The sequence below is a fragment of the Micromonospora sp. 067-2 genome, assembly GCF_046549295.1.
In the GTDB taxonomy this organism is placed as follows: Bacteria; Actinomycetota; Actinomycetes; order Mycobacteriales; family Micromonosporaceae; genus Micromonospora.
Window position 1 is genome coordinate 186434 of the sequence record NZ_JAJPWB010000012.1, and the last position, 16245, is coordinate 202678.

The 16245-nt window shown below is 71.9% G+C and carries 19 protein-coding genes; 10 read left to right on the top strand and 9 right to left on the bottom strand.

All coding sequences use genetic code 11. The features are described from left to right. The gene (locus ACLJN9_RS27375; protein WP_410814572.1) at window positions 1-876 is read left to right on the top strand and encodes an aminotransferase class IV; all 876 of its coding nucleotides are present in this window, start codon (window positions 1-3) and stop codon (window positions 874-876) included. Between the two features lie 3 nt (window positions 877-879). Here the strand turns inward: ACLJN9_RS27375 and ACLJN9_RS27380 are convergent, their stop codons facing one another. Both ACLJN9_RS27380 and mtfM read right to left on the bottom strand, forming a co-directional pair. Then, a complete protein-coding gene (locus tag ACLJN9_RS27380; RefSeq protein WP_410814573.1) occupies window positions 880-1479 on the bottom strand; it encodes an FABP family protein in 600 nt (199 codons plus the stop codon). Between the two features lie 2 nt (window positions 1480-1481). Then, complete coding sequence (gene mtfM, locus ACLJN9_RS27385; protein WP_030327764.1) at window positions 1482-1586, bottom strand: small membrane protein MtfM; 105 nt, start codon at window positions 1584-1586, stop codon at window positions 1482-1484. Window positions 1587-1598: 12 nt separating this feature from the next. Here mtfM and ACLJN9_RS27390 point away from each other — a divergent pair, with 12 nt between their 5' ends. The 3 genes from ACLJN9_RS27390 (at window position 1599) to ACLJN9_RS27400 (ending at window position 4486) form a co-directional block, all read left to right on the top strand. Continuing rightward, complete coding sequence (locus tag ACLJN9_RS27390) at window positions 1599-1973, top strand: DsrE family protein (RefSeq protein WP_410814497.1); 375 nt, start codon at window positions 1599-1601, stop codon at window positions 1971-1973. A gap of 81 nt (window positions 1974-2054) precedes the next feature. Then, entirely contained in the window at window positions 2055-2438 is a 384-nt protein-coding gene (locus ACLJN9_RS27395) for an SCP2 sterol-binding domain-containing protein (protein WP_410814498.1), read from the top strand. Beyond that, on the top strand, window positions 2435-4486 hold the full coding sequence (locus tag ACLJN9_RS27400; protein ID WP_410814499.1) for a glycogen debranching N-terminal domain-containing protein: 2052 nt from the start codon (window positions 2435-2437) through the stop codon (window positions 4484-4486). Before ACLJN9_RS27395 ends, ACLJN9_RS27400 begins: the two co-directional genes overlap by 4 nt. A 9-nt stretch (window positions 4487-4495) precedes the next feature. Here ACLJN9_RS27400 and ACLJN9_RS27405 read toward each other — a convergent pair whose 3' ends face one another. The 7 genes from ACLJN9_RS27405 to ACLJN9_RS27435 all read right to left on the bottom strand — a co-directional run bounded on the left by ACLJN9_RS27405 (window position 4496) and on the right by ACLJN9_RS27435 (window position 9672). Continuing rightward, the gene (locus ACLJN9_RS27405; protein ID WP_410814500.1) at window positions 4496-5356 is read right to left on the bottom strand and encodes a hypothetical protein; all 861 of its coding nucleotides are present in this window, start codon (window positions 5354-5356) and stop codon (window positions 4496-4498) included. A gap of 86 nt (window positions 5357-5442) precedes the next feature. After that, window positions 5443-5925 (bottom strand): winged helix-turn-helix domain-containing protein, encoded by a 483-nt coding sequence (locus ACLJN9_RS27410; RefSeq protein WP_410814574.1) that lies wholly within the window; start codon window positions 5923-5925, stop codon window positions 5443-5445. Between the two features lie 237 nt (window positions 5926-6162). Next, window positions 6163-6483 carry a DUF1416 domain-containing protein gene (locus ACLJN9_RS27415; RefSeq protein ID WP_410814501.1) on the bottom strand — a complete coding sequence of 107 codons (321 nt, stop codon included), beginning with the start codon at window positions 6481-6483 and terminating at the stop codon, window positions 6163-6165. A gap of 2 nt (window positions 6484-6485) precedes the next feature. Continuing rightward, entirely contained in the window at window positions 6486-7334 is an 849-nt protein-coding gene (locus ACLJN9_RS27420) for a sulfurtransferase (RefSeq protein ID WP_410814502.1), read from the bottom strand. A gap of 211 nt (window positions 7335-7545) precedes the next feature. Next, complete coding sequence (locus tag ACLJN9_RS27425) at window positions 7546-7623, bottom strand: Ms5788A family Cys-rich leader peptide (protein ID WP_310503780.1); 78 nt, start codon at window positions 7621-7623, stop codon at window positions 7546-7548. 104 nt (window positions 7624-7727) lie between these two features. Beyond that, complete coding sequence (locus tag ACLJN9_RS27430; protein WP_410814503.1) at window positions 7728-8513, bottom strand: DUF2993 domain-containing protein; 786 nt, start codon at window positions 8511-8513, stop codon at window positions 7728-7730. Between the two features lie 103 nt (window positions 8514-8616). Further along, the gene (locus tag ACLJN9_RS27435) at window positions 8617-9672 is read right to left on the bottom strand and encodes a hypothetical protein (protein WP_410814504.1); all 1056 of its coding nucleotides are present in this window, start codon (window positions 9670-9672) and stop codon (window positions 8617-8619) included. Between the two features lie 243 nt (window positions 9673-9915). On the opposite strand from ACLJN9_RS27435, the gene ACLJN9_RS27440 reads away from it, so the two are divergent. From ACLJN9_RS27440 to pstA, 6 genes are all read left to right on the top strand, one after another. Continuing rightward, the gene (locus ACLJN9_RS27440; protein WP_410814575.1) at window positions 9916-10635 is read left to right on the top strand and encodes a winged-helix domain-containing protein; all 720 of its coding nucleotides are present in this window, start codon (window positions 9916-9918) and stop codon (window positions 10633-10635) included. Window positions 10636-10792: 157 nt separating this feature from the next. Then, on the top strand, window positions 10793-11653 hold the full coding sequence (locus ACLJN9_RS27445; RefSeq protein ID WP_410814576.1) for a polysaccharide deacetylase family protein: 861 nt from the start codon (window positions 10793-10795) through the stop codon (window positions 11651-11653). A gap of 51 nt (window positions 11654-11704) precedes the next feature. Beyond that, entirely contained in the window at window positions 11705-12631 is a 927-nt protein-coding gene (mshD, locus tag ACLJN9_RS27450) for a mycothiol synthase (protein WP_410814505.1), read from the top strand. 275 nt (window positions 12632-12906) lie between these two features. After that, window positions 12907-14013, top strand: a complete 1107-nt coding sequence (pstS, locus tag ACLJN9_RS27455; protein ID WP_410814506.1) for a phosphate ABC transporter substrate-binding protein PstS — start codon at window positions 12907-12909, stop codon at window positions 14011-14013. 38 nt (window positions 14014-14051) lie between these two features. After that, window positions 14052-15143 (top strand): phosphate ABC transporter permease subunit PstC, encoded by a 1092-nt coding sequence (gene pstC, locus ACLJN9_RS27460; protein WP_410814507.1) that lies wholly within the window; start codon window positions 14052-14054, stop codon window positions 15141-15143. Continuing rightward, the gene (gene pstA / locus ACLJN9_RS27465; RefSeq protein WP_410814508.1) at window positions 15140-16228 is read left to right on the top strand and encodes a phosphate ABC transporter permease PstA; all 1089 of its coding nucleotides are present in this window, start codon (window positions 15140-15142) and stop codon (window positions 16226-16228) included. The genes pstC and pstA overlap by 4 nt, the downstream gene beginning before the upstream one ends. Window positions 16229-16245 lie beyond the last annotated feature (17 nt).

Consider the following 16245-nt stretch of genomic DNA (forward strand, 5'->3'; position numbering starts at 1 on the left):
ATGTCGTCGGTCGGAAAGGTCGCGGCCGATCCGACCGCGCGGATGGTGGTGCTGGGGCGCGGCCCGGTGCCCGGCGGCGAGCCGGTGCTCCGCGGTGACGACCTCGGCGTCCTGCGCGGTGACGGCCTCTTCGAGACCATGCACCTGCGTCACGGCCGTCCGTGGCTGCGCGACGAGCACCTGGCCCGGCTGGCCGCGGCGGCCGCCGCCGTCGAACTGACCCTGCCACCCCCCGCCGCGCTGATCGAACTCCTCGACACCGCGCGGACGGGCTGGCCGGCGCAGGTGGAGGGGGCCCTGCGCCTGGTCTGCACCCGTGGGCCCGAGGCCGGCGGACCGCCGACCGTCTACGCCACGCTGACCCCGGTGCCCGCGTCGTCCCGGGCGGCACGCCGGAACGGGATCGGCGTGGCCACCCTGCCGCTGGGGGTGCCCGCCGACGCCCGCACCGGGCTGGACTGGCTGCCCGCCGGGATCAAATCCACGTCGTACGCGGTCAACAGCGCCGCCCGCCGCTGGGCCGACCGGGCCGGGGTGGACGACGTGCTCTGGGTCTCCTCCGACGGGTACGCGCTGGAGGGCCCGACGGCCAACGTGGTGTGGCTCACCGGCGACACGCTCTGCACGGTGCCCGCCGCCACCACCGGCATCCTGCCCGGCACGACGGTCGCCTGGCTGCTGGGCAACGTTGGCGAGTTGGGCCTGACCGCCACCGAGCGGATGGTCACCCCGGCCGAGCTGCACGCGGCCGACGGCGTCTGGTTCACCTCTTCGGTCCGCGGGCTCACCGAGATCCACACTCTGGACGGGGTGCGCCGTGCCGGCTGCCCGCGCACCCACGCCCTGCAGGCCGTGCTGGGTTTTCCGGTCCCCTGAGCGTCAGCCGCCGACCCGGACGAGCCGGGCGGAGAGGTGCGGGGTCAGCCCGTGCCCCATCGCGGCCATCTCCTGGGCATAGAGCAGTGCGCCCTCGACGATGCCGAAGAGCCGTTGCCCGCCGGTGACCTCCTTGGCGGTCGCCGTCCGGATCACCGCGTCGGTGGCGAACTCGACCTGGGTGCCGGTGCGCTTACCGACGTGCAGCTCCATCACCCCCGTCGGAGTGGTCAGCAGAGCCTCCAGCTCGTCGGTGGCCCGGCCGTCCACGAGCACCGGCCGCCACCAGCCGACCTCACGCCCGGCGGGGCGGACCGGCTTGCTCTGCTCGTCGAGGATCCAGGCGCGGGACTCGTAGTGCAGGAACGGTCGGCCGTCGTGGCTGATCCGGATCTCCTGGGCGTAGTCGAAGTCCTCGATGGTGGGGAAACCGCCCTTGCCCCGGCCACGCCACAGGCCGACGTAGGGCAGCAGGCCATCCAACGCCGGGTGCAGCTTCGGCCCGACCCGCAGGTCGTGGCTCTCCTCGAACGGGTACTCCTCGACCGGCGGCGCGTTCAGCCAGGGAGGCTGCAGCGGGTTCTCCTCGCGCTCACTTCCCACGCTCACCAACGTCCTCTCGATATGCGTACGGCGAGGTAGACCAGGCCACCGGCGAGCCCGCCCAGGCCGGCGACCAGCAGGCTGACGAACCCGATCTCGGTAACCATCCCGACCATCCTATGCTGGGCCCCATGGCCCGCACTCTCGTCGTCAAGGCCACCGCGGGGGCGGACGCCCCGGAGCGGTGCGCGCAGGCGTTCACGGTCGCCGCCACGGCGGTCGCGGCCGGGGTGGACGTGTCGCTCTGGCTGACCGGCGAGTCGACCTGGTTCGTGCTGCCCGGCCGCGCCCAGGAATTCGAGCTGCCGCACTCCGCGCCGCTCGCCGAGCTGCTGCACGTCATCCTGACCAGTGGCAGGGTCACCGCCTGCACCCAGTGCGCGGCCCGGAGGGGAATCGGCCCGGACGACGTGCTGCCCGGCGTCCGGATCGCGGGTGCCGCGGCCTTCGTCGAGGAGGCGCTGGCCGACGGCGCGCAGGCACTGGTCTACTGATCCGGCGGCGGCTGCCGCGAGCGGTGTGGGCGGAGTTCAGATACCGACCCGACATCTCGGGCGGCTGCCTACGATTCGGATGTGACCGAGGCGACGGAGAGGTTCTTCGAATCACTGCCGGCGCGCGGCCCGGAGGTCCTCAGCGGCCTGTCCGCCGGAACCCTCCAGATCGACCTCGGCACCGACGACCAGACGACCGAGCACTGGCTGGTGCGGATGCGACCAGGCACGGTGCAGGTCAGCCGCGACCGCGGGCCGGCCGACGCCATCTGGTACAGCAGCGCCGCCCTGTTCGACAGGTTGGTGGCCGGCGAGGCCCAGGGGCTCGCGGCGGTGCTGCGCAACGAGAGCACGTTCAGCGGAAACGTGGTGCTCTTCCTGGCCTTCCGGCGGTTCTTTCCGAACCCACCGGGCACCCGGGACCCGCGCGAGGTGGCCCGGAAGCAGGCCGGGCGGCGGGTATGAAGGATTTCGTCAGCATCCTGGACGGCAACACCTTCCTGGTCAGCGACCGTACGGGCGACATCGAGCCATCCACCGACTTCCCGACCGGATTGTTCTCCTTCGACACCCGCTTCCTGTCCAACTGGCAGCTCACCCTGAACGGCGAGCGGCTGCACGCCCTGTCGATCGACACCTCCGAGTCGTACCGGACCAAGTTCTTCCTGGCACCCGGCGAACCGACCCACTACCTGGACGCCATGGCGTCGGTGATCCGCAGCCGGGCCATCGTGGGCAGCTTCGAGGAGGAGCTGACCGTGCTGAACCACAGCGGCGAGGACGTCGACTTCACCGTCCGGATCGAGATGGCGGCCGACTTCGCCGACCTGTTCGAGATCAAGAACGCACGGCGGAAGCTCGGTTCGACGACGGTCGAGATGGCCGACAACGAGCTGCGACTGACCTACCGGCGGGATGCCTTCCACCGGGAGACGGTGATCAGCTCGACAGCGCCGGCCGAGGTCGACGCCGTCGGGATGACCTTCCAGATCCGGATCGCCCGCAACAGCGGGTGGACCACCCGGCTGCACGTGTCCACGGTGGTCTACGGGGCGCGGGGCGAGGACATCCGGGCCACCCTGCCGTACGGCGGCAGCCGCAGCGCCGACGCCATCCGGGCCGAGCAGCAGGAGCTGATCGACCGGGCACCGAAGCTGGGCTGCGACTGCGAACCGCTGGCCGGGGCGTACCGGCGCAGCCTCAACGACCTGGCCGCGCTGCGCTACGAGTCGATCGCCCTGGGCGTACGGCTGATCGCCGCCGGGCTGCCCTGGTTCATGACCCTGTTCGGGCGGGACAGCATCATCACCTCGTTGCAGGTGCTGCCGTTCCTCCCGGAACTGGTCCCGCCGACCATCGTCATGCTGGCCGGCCTGCAGGGGCACCGGGTGGACGACTTCCGGGACGAGGAGCCGGGCAAGATCCTGCACGAGCTGCGGTACGGAGAGACGGCTGGTTTCGAGGAGCAGCCGCACTCGCCGTACTACGGGTCGGCCGACTCCACACCGTTGTTCATCATCCTGCTCGACGAGTACGAGCGGTGGACCGGAGACTCCGAGCTGGTCCGGCGGCTGGAGCCGCAGGTGCGCGCGGGGCTGGAGTGGATCGACACCTACGGCGACCTGCTCGGCACCGGCTACCTCTGGTACCAGACCCGCAACCCGGAGACCGGCCTGCAGAACCAGTGCTGGAAGGACTCCTGGGACGGGATCTCGTACGCCGACGGCCGGATGCCCGGCTTTCCCCGGGCCACCTGCGAGCTGCAGGGCTACGCGTACGACGCGAAGATCCGCGCCGCCCGGCTGGCCCGGACGTTCTGGAACGACCCAGCCTTCGCCGACCGCCTGGAGCGGGAGGCCGCCGCGCTCAAGCAACGGTTCAACCACGACTTCTGGGTCGCCGACCGCGGGTACTACGCGCTCGCGCTGGACGCCGACGGAAGGCCTGTCGACGCCCTGTCGTCGAACATCGGTCACCTGCTGTGGAGCGGGATCGTCGACGAGTCCCGGGCCGGCAAGGTGGTCGAGCACCTGCTCGGCCCGCGGCTGTTCTCCGGTTGGGGCGTACGGACCCTCGCCGTGGACCAGAGCCGGTACAACCCGATCGGCTACCACGTGGGCACCGTCTGGCCGTTCGACAACTCGATCATCGCCTGGGGCCTGTGGCGGTACGGCTTCCGGGACGAGGCCGGGCAGATCTGCGACGCGATGCTGGCCGCGTCCCGCTACTTCGACGGGCGGCTGCCCGAGGCGTTCGCCGGCTACTCGCGCGACCTCACCGACTATCCGGTGGAGTACCCGACGGCGTGCAGCCCGCAGGCCTGGTCGACCGGCACGCCGCTGCTGCTGCTACGGGTGATGCTGGGGCTGGAGCCGCAGGGCGAACACCTGATCATCGATCCGGCCGTGCCGCCGGGCATGGGCCGGGTCGAGCTGTTGGACATCCCCGGTCGCTGGGGACGGGTCGACGCGCTGGGCCGCAGCCGCGGGCCGGAGGAGCAACCGAGGACCTGAACCCGCGGCTCAGCCGGGGCAGCCGACGGTGGCCGCCAGCCGGGCGGCATCCGGGGTGAGCTCGGCCAGCACGGTGACCGGGCCGGTGCGGTACGCGTACACCGGCGGGTCGTCCAGCAGGGCGTTGCCGCCGGCCAGCGCGGCGAGCCCGGCCGACGCGGCGGGGCCGGGACCGGCGGCGGACCGCGCGGTACGGGCCAGCGCACCGCCCGGGCAGGGCGCGGTGACCAGCTCCGGCGCGGCGTCGGCCGACCGGCCGAGCGCCCGCAGCGCGGCCGTCACGGCGTCGACCTCGGGGCCGCCGGCGGTGGACGGGGCCGGGACGTAGCCGGAGCCGACCGGCCGGCAGCCGGTGTCGACGGTCAACCAGATCCGGCCGTCCCCGGTCGGCCGTCCCTGGACGGCGACGAACTCCCCGGCGTCGGCGCGCAACACCGGGCCGTCGCGCCCGGACCCCACTCCGGCCCGCCAGTCGGCCGGAAGGCGCTCCGCGATCCCGGTCAGGACGGTGCGTTCGGTGCCCGCGGGTGCCAGCACGGCGACCTCCCGGCGCAGCCTGGCACCGTCGGCGAACGGCGTGACCCGGCAACCCGACGCGACCCGCGCCGGGCTCAGCTCCAGGAGCCCGGCGGCGCCGGCCGCCCGGGCCAGTTCGCCGACCGCGCGGTCGACCACCGGGCCGGCCTGGTCGATGGATCGCTGCTCGCGCACGGTCGGTGGATCGTCGCGCACCGACATCCAGACGAGCACGGCCAGCAGTACGGCCCACACCGCCGTCACGACCAGCAGCCAGTGCCGCCGTCGCCGGGCGGGTGCCGGCGCGGCGGGACCGGTCGACGGGGCCCACCCCGTCCGGACAGCACCGCTCACCCGGCCATGGTGTCACGGACGCGCCGCTGGCCCGGCGGCGACCGGCGCCGTCCGCGGCCGGTGGGGAGCCCGGCCGCGGACGGCGGTCAGCTGGGCCGCGGTGGCGGGTCGAGGCGGTAGCCGACGCCGCGCACGGTGTGCACCCGGGGCCCGCCCGGCAGGCTCCGCAGCTTGTGCCGGAGCCGCTTGACCGCGGAGTGCACGATCGCGCTGTCGCCCAGGTACGCACCCTGCCAGACGGCGGCGAAGAGCTGCTCGTAGCTCCACACCACCAGCGGCGGGCCGATCAGCCGGGCGAGCAACTCCCGCTCGGTGCGGGTGAGCGGCAGCGGGTCACCGCGCCAGGTGACCAGGTGTCCGGCCGGGTCGACGACCAGCTCGCCCCAGGTGACCGGCCCCGGCGGCGGGCCGATCGGCGCGGCGGCCGGGGCCGAGCCTCCGGGCGCCGACGGAAACAGCATCGCCCTCAGTTCGGTCAGGTCGGCGCAGCTCACCACCGGACCGACCCCGTCGAGCTGGCGCAGAACCCGCTCCCGCACCGCGACGTCCGCGCTGACGCAGACGACGATCGGAACATCTTCGTCGGGCTCGGAGCCGTTGCCGGCACCAGCCGTCTCCACCGTGACCCTCACCCGACGATAGTGACGTACGCCGATGGATTTCGGGGGCGAACCACGGCCGGCGCTCGCCTCGTCCTGGACCAGGGCGACCGGAACCGGCTCCGCGCGGAGACGACGGAGCCGGTCACCCTCGCGGGTGACCGGCTCCGAGTCGATCAGAGGACGGGTCGATCAGAGGACGGGCTGTCAGGCGACGGTGACGCTGACCTCGTTGATGCCCCGGCCAGCGGTGACGGCGGTGTCGCCGTTGCCGTGCCGGGACAGCGCGCGCAGCGTCCAGGAACCCGGCGCGGCGAAGAACCGGAACTGGCCGGCGGCCGACGTGACCACCTCGGCGGTGAACTCACCGGTCGAGTCGAGCAGCCGGACGTACGCGCCGGCCACGACCTCGTCCGCCTCGGACCGGACGAGTCCGGTGATGACGGTCTCCTTCTCCAGATCCAGGCTGGCCGGCAGCGGCGCGGCCTGGTCCGGTGCGGCGCAACCCGCAGCGGTGGGAGCGGTCATGGTCAGGCCTCCCCGGGCTCGTCGCCGAGCGCGACCGGCACGCCGACCAGCGAGCCGTACTCGGTCCAGGATCCGTCGTAGTTCTTCACGTTGCGGTGACCCAGCAGCTCCTGGAGCACGAACCAGGTGTGCGAGGAACGCTCGCCGATCCGGCAGTAGGCGATGGTCTCCTTGCCGTCGTCGAGCCCCGCGTCGCCGTAGATCCTGCGCAGCTCGTCGTCGGACCGGAAGGTGCCGTCCTCGTTGGCCGCCTTGGACCACGGGACGCTGATCGCGGTCGGGATGTGACCGGCGCGCTGCGCCTGCTCCTGCGGGAGGTGGGCGGGGGCGAGCAGCCGGCCGGCGAACTCGTCGGGGCTGCGGACGTCGACCAGGTTCTTGGTGCCGATCGCGGCGACGACCTCGTCGCGGAACGCCCGGATCGCGGTGTCCGGTTCGCTCGCGACGTACTGCGTGGCCGGGCGGGTCACCGCGTCGGTCACCAGCGGGCGGGCGTCCAGCTCCCACTTCTTGCGGCCACCGTCGAGCAGCTTCACGTCACGGTGGCCGTAGAGCTTGAAGTACCAGTAGGCGTACGCGGCGAACCAGTTGTTGTTGCCGCCGTAGAGGATGACGGTGTCGTCGTTGCCGATGCCCCGCTCGGAGAGCAGCGCCTCGAACTGGGTCTTGTTGACGAAGTCCCGGCGGACCTGGTCCTGCAGGTCGGTCTTCCAGTCGATCTTGATGGCGCCGGCGATGTGGCCGGTGTCGTAGGCCGAGGTGTCCTCGTCGACCTCGACGAAGACGACGCCCGCGGCGTCGAGGTTCTTCTCGGCCCACTCGGCCGAAACGAGTGCGGTGTCGCGACTCATCGAATCACTCCCTGGTGAGGATGGATGGTGAGCCAACGCGTGAGTATCGATAGATGTGACTGTCGCACCACGCGCGGGACCCAGTGGAAGGACGGGATCACGGGTTCGTGCGACGGCGCCGCTGCCGGGCGTTCGGTGGGATCACCGGAGGGTACGAGGACCCTGCGTGCCGGTGGCCGCCGTTGTCAGGCGGCCGAAATCAGCCCCGCCGTCAGATGACGGGGCGACACAGGCAGGTGGCCACGCGGCACAGGTCGACCGCGCGCCGTTTGGTGAGGTGGGTCCCCATGGGCAGGGAGCCTACCAGCCAGTGACCGTGCTGACACTGGGCCGACCAGCATCCGGGAAACACCAGGACCGCCGACCCCCGCTCGAGGGCTGCCCGCTGGCCGCTCAGCCGGCGGAGTTGATCGGCACGTTCTTCGCGTCGGCGGTGACCGCGAGCCCCTCCGGCAGCGGCCGGACCTCCCGGACGGCGAGCTGGAACGGCAGGTCGGGCAGGGGCACGTCGATGGAGATGCCCTTGGCGTAGTTGGTCAGGAAGGCGCGGGCCAACGGGAGGTTCGGCAGGCCTGCGGCATCCAGGTCGTTGAACCGCAGCGCGACGGCGCCGTTGTCGGCGACGGTCACGTCGGCGGTGCCGCTGACGGTGAGCTTCTGACCGAGGATGTCGACGGGGGCGGTGACGGCCAGCTTGCCGCCCTGCTCGCCGAGGGTGAGCCCCGGGCGGTTCAACAGCGCCGCGAGACTGTCGTAGCTGATCGTGCCGGTGCCGTCGACGGTGTCCGCGATGACGTCACCCCGCCCGGTACGCAGAGTGTCCAACGAGGCCCGCACATTGTGGGCGTCCACGTTCAGCACCGGCAACCGCACGGTGTCGCCCTCGACCGAGGCCCGCACGTCCCGCAGCTTGATGGAGATCCGCTGGTAGCGGCCGTCGAGCACCTGGGTGAGAAACGGTGTTCCACCGACCCGCACCTCGGGCTCGGAGGACTGCGCGCCCTGCTTGTCGACCTCCTGGCTGACCCGCTTGGCGATGGCCCGCTCAGCCACCCCGACCGCCACCCGGTCCGCGACCACGAGCAGCCCTGCCACGATCAGGAGCAGGACGACGAGGCCGATCAGCAGCTTGCGACCGCGCCGTCGGGGCCGAGCCTCGTCCGCCGGATACTCGGTCACGCCGCCTCCTGTCTCCGCCCGCCGCACAGGGCGGGGCGTTCGTACCGGTGCCGCAGCGCGGCGCACCCGTAGGTACCCGAGAGGCTCCGCACTCAACCGTGGCTCAGAGGAAGAGCATGCACATGGCGTACGCGGCCGGGGCGGCCAGGGCGAAGCCGCCGAGCGGGCCCTGCATGTGCCGGGCGAACCACATGGTGGACGGTTCGCCGGCCATCAACCGGCCCGCCTCCGCGTAGCCGACGGCGAGATCGGAGAGCACGGCGGTGACCGCCGCTACCAGGCCGATCACCGCGGCCCGCGTCGGCGTGAAGGGTGCCACCAGGTAACTGCCGAGAACCGCGCTGACCAGCGTGCCGACCATCGCGCCGGCAACCACGCCAGCGGCGCCCCGGGGCACCTGCGGGGCCAGCCGGGGCCAGGGCAGCACCGCGTCGGTGAGCCGGGCGACGATCAACGCGACCCCGCTCGCGGTCAGGCAGACCGTGATCGCCTGGGTGCCCGCCGGGATCCTGCTGAGCACGATCAGGGTGCCGAAGGCCACCACGCCGACCACGATGAGCAGCGTGGCACCGAGCGAGTCGGTGACCCGGACCCGGTCGACCCGGCGGACCAGCTGACCGAGCACCGCGGCGAGGAACCCGCCGGCGGCCAGGTAACCCAGGGGGGCCAGACCGGCGATGTCGGTCTGCACCGCGGCGATGTCGGCGGCCGCGGCGACCGCGGCGCTGACCCCGGCGACCAACAGCAGCGCGGGTGGCCGGATGGCCATCGTCCAGGCGAGCACGAACAGCAGTTGCACGCAGAAGATGACGAAGGCGAACGGCAGCCGGTGACCAGGGCCCGAGGTCTGCGCGCCGAGCACCAGACCGACACCGAGCAGGGCGGCGAAGCCCGCGATGGTCAGCGCCAGCGGACGGCGTACCTCGACCGGAGGTGCGACCTCCTCCTCCGGCTCGTCGACGTCGTCCTCGGAACGGCGGGCCGGCTCGCCGGAGCGGCGTGCCCGGCGGGGTCCACTCCGCTCGCGGCGGTCGCCGTCGGTGACCGCCGGGCCGGTGCGCGGCGCGGGCGGGTGGCCACGGGTGGGTGCGGCCGGGCCCGGGCGGGGCCCGTCGGGCCACGATTCGCGGCCGGCGTCGGGCGAGGTGGAGGGAAACACGCCCCGATCGTGCCAGACCGACCGCCCGGCGCGGTGGTCACGGGTTTCGGCAACGTTAAAACCTGCGCCACGATCAGGGGCAAGCTAGACAAACGGGAAATGGCCTGACGGCGCAGCCGAGGCGATCGGTTAGGCTCAGCCCGTTACCCCGCCCGTCAGCGACGCCGGGACCACGCAGTTTCATCAGTGCACTCCGCCGTGAGTGTGTCTGGTCGCGCGCGGCCGAGCGCCGCCGGGACGGAGGTGATCGTGGAGATCCTGTTGCTGGTGACCGCACGCGCAGGGGAGCCGTCGGCTGTGCTGCCGGCACTCGACCTGCTGCCGCACTCGGTCCGCACCGCACCGCGCGACGTCCGCACGCTGGTCGCCGGTCCCAGCCCCGACGCGGTCCTGGTGGATGCCCGGTCGGAGCTCAGCGAGGCCCGGGCGACCTGCCGGATGCTGCACGCCACCGGGCTCGGAGTGCCACTGGTCGCGGTGGTGACCGAGGCCGGCCTGATCGCTCTGAACGCGGACTGGGGCGTCGACGACGTCATCCTTGCCTCGGCCGGCCCCGCCGAGGTGGAGGCCCGGCTGCGGCTGGCCGTGGGACGCCTCAGCAACGCGACCGCCGGCGCCGGCGGCTCGATCCGGGCCGGCGAGCTGACCATCGACCCCGACACCTACGCGGCCAAGCTGAAGGGGCGCCCGCTCGACCTCACCTACAAGGAGTTCGAGCTGCTGAAGTTCCTGGCCCAGCACCCGGGCCGGGTGTTCACCCGGGACCAGCTGCTGCGCGAGGTGTGGGGCTACGACTACTTCGGCGGAACCCGCACCGTGGACGTGCACGTTCGGCGGCTACGCGCCAAGCTCGGCTCGGAGTACGAGTCGATGATCGGCACCGTCCGTCAGGTGGGTTACAAGTTCGTCGTACCGCCGTCGCGGTCGCTGCCCGAGGCGGAGCACGCGCCGCTGTCCGTCTGATCCTCGATCAGGCGCGGACGATTCCCCATATGCCCTTCTTGCGCAGCTTGTCAGTCCTATTCTGACTGCCGGGTTTGTCGGTGAAAGGGGCGACGGTGCGCGCAGTGACCACGGGGACCATGGGCCGGCGTGACCGGCCAGCCAGGCAACAGCCGTGATGCGCGGCAACCCGACCGCCCGGGCGGCGGGAATCGTGGTGTTGGTGGTGACGGCGCTGCTCGGCTCGGCGTACCTGCTGGGCCGCAGCCTCATGCCCGACCAGCCCCAGGGGCAGGCGACCGCGATCAGGACGAACGCCGAGGCGTCGTACTTCGCCGACCAGCCCAGCACCAGCGCGCCGACCGGTCCACCGAGCGCCAGCAGCAGCCCCACGGAGGCCGGTCAGGACGGATCGAAGCGCGACGCCGGAGACGACAAGCTGTTCGGTGCGCACTCCACCACCGGCACGCCACGACTCGCGCTGACCTTCGACGACGGGCCGGACCCGCGCTACACCCCGCAGGTCCTCGCCACACTGCGCGAGTTCGACGTCAAGGCCACGTTCTGCGTGGTCGGCGAGAACGCCCAGGACCATCCCGATCTGATCCAGGCGATCGTGGCCGACGGGCACACCCTGTGCAACCACTCCTGGCACCACGACATCACCCTGGGCACCCGGTCAACGGACACGATCCGCGCCGACCTGAAGCGCACGAACGACGCCATCCACGCGGCGGTGCCCGGCGCGCCGATCGCCTGGTACCGCCAGCCCGGCGGTGCGTGGAGCTATTCCGTGGTGTCGGTGGCACGGCAGCTCGGCATGACCCCGCTGCACTGGTCCGTCGACCCGTCGGACTGGCAGGCGCCCGGCGCCCGCAAGATCACCGCTACGGTGGTCAGCCAGGTCGAGCCCGGCTCGGTGGTGCTGATGCACGACGCGGGCGGGGACCGGCAGGGCACGGTGGACGCGCTGCGCCCCATCCTGGCCGACCTGACCCAACGGTTCGAGCTGGAAGCGCTGCCCACCGAACCGACGTGAGCCGGCCGGGGATCCAGGCCGACCACCGCCCCCGACGACTACGGTGACGGGATGAGCAGCGCGGAGCCGACCAGCGACCAGGTGACCCGGACCGACAGACTGGCCCCGGCGGAGATCGCCGACGTGCTGGCGCTGGCCCGGTCAGCGGGCGAGACCGACGGCGCGGACCCGCTCGACGAGCACGTCCTGCTCCGACTGCGGGACCCGGACGCCCCGGCCGTGCACCTGATCGCCCGAGCTGACGACGGCAGCCTCACCGGATACGCGCACCTGGACACCACCGACCAGGTCGGCGGGATCGGGGTGGAGCTGGTGGTGCTCCCCGCGTACCGACGTCGGGGCACCGGCCGCGCGCTGGCGCGGGGCGTACTCGCCTCGGCGACCGGGCCACTGCGGGCCTGGGCGCACGGCGACCACCCGTCGGCCGCCGCGCTCGCGGTCGACCTCGGGTTCACCCGGGCCCGGGTGCTCTGGCAGCTACGCCGACCACTGGCCGCGCCGTTGCCCGAACCGCGGCTGCCCGACGGGGTTGCGCTGCGTGCGTTCCGGCCGGGCGCGGACGACGCGGCCTGGCTGGCCCTCAACGCGCGGGCCTTCGCCGAGCACCCGGAGCAGGGTCGATGGACCTCGGACGATCTGCGGGTCCGCCTCGCCGAGCCGTGGTTCGACCCGGCCGGCTTCCTGCTCGCCGAGGAGACCGCGACGGGCCGCCTGCTGGGCTTCCACTGGACCAAGGTGCACGAGCGTCCGGGGTCGGCGCGGATCGGCGAGGTCTACGTGCTCGGCGTGGAGCCGAGCGCGCACGGCGGCGGGCTCGGCCGTGCGCTGACCATCGCCGGGTTGGCCCATCTGCGGGACCGGCGAGGGCTGGACCGGGTGATGCTCTACGTGGACGAGTCGAACACCGCCGCGGTGGCGCTCTACGAGCGGCAGGGCTTCGCCCGCTGGTCCGCACACATCAACTACCACCTGGGCTGAGCGCCGGGTCACCGAGGGATAACGCGCGTGCGTCGGCGCGATAACACCCAACCGGAAATATGCCCATACTTCCGACAGGCGTACCCGAGTTCACTTAACGGACAACTCACCCTCAGCGAGCGGTCACCTCGGGGGCCGTACGTGTTCACCTCGCGTTCACTTGCGACCGGCGAACCGGCTACCTGGCACTTCTAACTTTCGTGTCAGCCGGTCAGTGCCGGTCCTCGGGCCCCGGGATCGGGGCGCCAAGTCAGACGCGAAGGGAAACCCCTCAGGTGAAGCTCCAGCGGTACGGCACTATTGCCTGCCTCGCTCTCGCCGCGACGCTCGGCCTCAGTGCATGCGGCTCGGACAACAACGAGCCCGCCCCCGGCGCCAGCGCTTCGGGCTCGACCGCCGCGGTCGACTGCGCTACCGGAACGCTGAACGCCCAGGGCTCGTCGGCGCAGAAGAACGCCATGGCCGAGTGGATCAAGGCGTACCAGCAGAAGTGCCAGGGCACCACGGTCAACTACGAGCCGACCGGCTCGGGCGCCGGCATCCAGGCGTTCATCGCCGGAACCGCCGACTTCGCCGGCTCCGACTCCGCGCTCAAGCCGGAGGAGCAGCCGCAGGCCGACGCCAAGTGCGTCGGTGGCAAGGCCATCCACCTGCCGATGGTGATCGGCCCGGTGGCCGTCGCCTACAACGTCAGCGGCGTGGACAACCTCCAGCTCAAGCCGGCCACCCTGGCGAAGATCTTCGCTGGCAAGGTGACCAAGTGGGACGACGCGGCGATCAAGGCCGACAACCCGGACGCCAAGCTCCCCGCGACCACCATCCAGACCGTCCACCGCTCGGACGAGTCGGGCACCACCGACAACTTCACCAAGTTCCTCTCGAAGACCTCCGAGGCGGACTGGACGCTGGGTAACGCCAAGGCCTGGAAGGCTCCGGGCGGCACCGGCGCCAAGGGCTCGGACGGCGTGGCCAGCAAGGTCAAGGCCGCTGACGGCTCCATCGGCTACATGGAGTGGTCGTTCGCCGACAACGCCGGCCTGAAGACGTCCAAGATCGGCAACGGCAACGGCGAGTTCGCCGCGCTCACCGCCGAGGCGGCCGGCAAGACCATCGCCGGCGCCAAGATCGCGGGCGAGGGCGACGACCTGAAGCTGTCGATCGACTACAGCACCAAGGAGGCCGGGGCCTACCCGATCGTCCTGGCGACGTACGAGATCGTCTGCAGCAAGGGCCTCGCGGCCGACAAGCTGAAGCTGGTCAAGGGTCTGCTGGGCTACGCCGCCAGCGCCGAGGGCCAGAACTCGCTGACCGACCTGGGCTACGCCCCGCTGCCGGAGACGGTCCGCGCCAAGGTCGAGACCGCGGTCAAGAACCTCTCCTGACCCGATCCACCACCTTCGCAACCGAATCGAGCGAGCAGATGGGTGAAACCCCTCACCGCTCGGCCGACGCCGGCACCGGCGGGACGCGCGTGACCCAGAGTCACGAGTGGCCCGCCGGTGCCTCGGCGCGTGTGGCCGAGGCACCAGTCAGCACCCGTTACCCGGGCGGCGCAGGGCTGGGCGGCGGCGGCGCGCTGCCGCGCAGCCGAAAGTTCGGCGCCGAGCGGGCCTTCCGCGGTCTCACCCTGGCCGCCGGCACCGCCGTTCTGGTCATCATCGCCGCCATCGCGATCTTCCTGGTCGCCAAGGCGGTGCCGGCCCTGCGCGCCAACACCGAGAACTTCTGGTCCTACGAGGGCTGGTCCCCGAACGAGACGCAGCCGAAGTTCGGCATCGGTGCGCTCGCCTTCGGCACCGTGCTCAGCTCGGCGCTGGCGCTGCTCCTGGCGGTGCCGGTGGCGCTGGGCATCGCGCTCTACCTCTCGCACTACGCACCCCGCCGGCTGGGCACCGCGCTCGGTTTCCTGGTCGACCTGCTGGCCGCCGTGCCGAGCGTGGTCTTCGGCCTCTGGGGGCGGGACGTCTTCAGCAGCCCGGTCCGGGACTTCTCGGTCTGGCTGAACGAACACTTCGGGTGGATCCCGCTCTTCGGCGGTGACGGACCGTTCGGCGCGTCCATCATGCTGGGCGCCCTGGTACTCGCGATCATGGTGCTGCCGATCATCACCTCGCTCTCCCGCGAGGTGTTCCTCCAGACGCCGACCGCGAACGAGGAGGCAGCCCTCGCCCTGGGGGCCACCCGCTGGGAGATGCTCCGCACCGCGGTGCTGCCCTACGGCCGTCCCGGCATCATCGCCGCGATGATGCTCGGCCTCGGCCGGGCGCTCGGCGAGACCATCGCCCTGGCGCTGACCCTCGGCATCACCTTCGGCATCTCGTTCAACCTGATCCAGAACGGTGGTAACACCATCGCCGCCAACATCGCCAACGCGTTCGGCGAGGCGAACGAGACCGGCCGGGGCGCGCTCATCGCCTCCGGCCTGGTGCTGTTCACCATCACGCTGATCGTCAACATCACGGCGCGGGCGATCATCTACCGCCGCCGGGAGTTCACGGAGTCGGCCGCATGACCACAACCGTCACCTCCCACCGCAGCCGTCCGCCGGCCCAACCCACCTCGCTGCGGGCCCGGCGGCTGCCCTGGTACGCCGCACCGGCCATCGCCGTGGCGGCCCTGACGCTCTCCGCCGTGATCGTCTACGGCACCGACACCGGCGGCCCGGTCCTCGTGGTCGCCCTCGGCGCGATCCTCTACCTGGTCGGGCTCTTCGCCGCGGCCAACGCGGTCGAGGGACGCCGCTCGGCCCGTAACCGCACCTGGAGCGCGCTGATCCACTCCGCGTTCGTGCTGGCCGTGCTGCCGCTGGTGTCCGTGGTCTGGACCCTGGTCAGTAAGGGTGCCGATCGGCTGGACGTCACCTTCTTCCAGACCTCGATGAACAACATCGGTGCCCGCGACGCCAACGGCGGCGCGTACCACGCGATTCTCGGCACTCTGGAGCAGGTCGGCATCGCCACCCTGATCACGGTGCCGCTCGGCATCCTCTGCGCCATCTACATCGTCGAGTACGGCCGGGGCAAGTTCGCCTTCGCGATCCGGTTCTTCGTGGACGTGATGACCGGCATCCCGTCGATCGTCTCCGGCCTCTTCGTGCTGGCGTTCTGGGTGCTGGTCGTGTCGCCGTGGTTCAACGACGGTCGGCCGAGCTTCTCCGGCTTCGCCGCCGCGCTCGCGCTGAGCGTGCTCATGCTGCCCACCATCGTCCGGTCCACCGAGGAGATGCTCCGCCTCGTACCGGCGCCGCTGCGTGAGGGCGCCTACGCGCTCGGCGTACCCAAGTGGAAGACCATCCTGCGGGTGGTGCTGCCGACGGCGCTGCCCGGCATCGTCACCGGCGTCATGCTCGCCATCGCCCGTGCGGCCGGCGAGACCGCGCCGGTGCTGCTGGTCGCCGGCGGCGGCGCCGCGATCAACACCAACCCCTTCGAGAACAACCAGTCGTCGCTGTCCCTCTTCGTCTACCAGCAGGCCGGTGATGCGTCGAAGTACGCGCCGGCACGGGCGTGGACCGCGGCACTCACCCTGGTCGCCCTCGTGCTGATCCTGACGATCGCTGCGAAGCTGCTGGCCCGTCGCAACCGGCTCGCCCGATGAACCCCGGAGGTACCGCC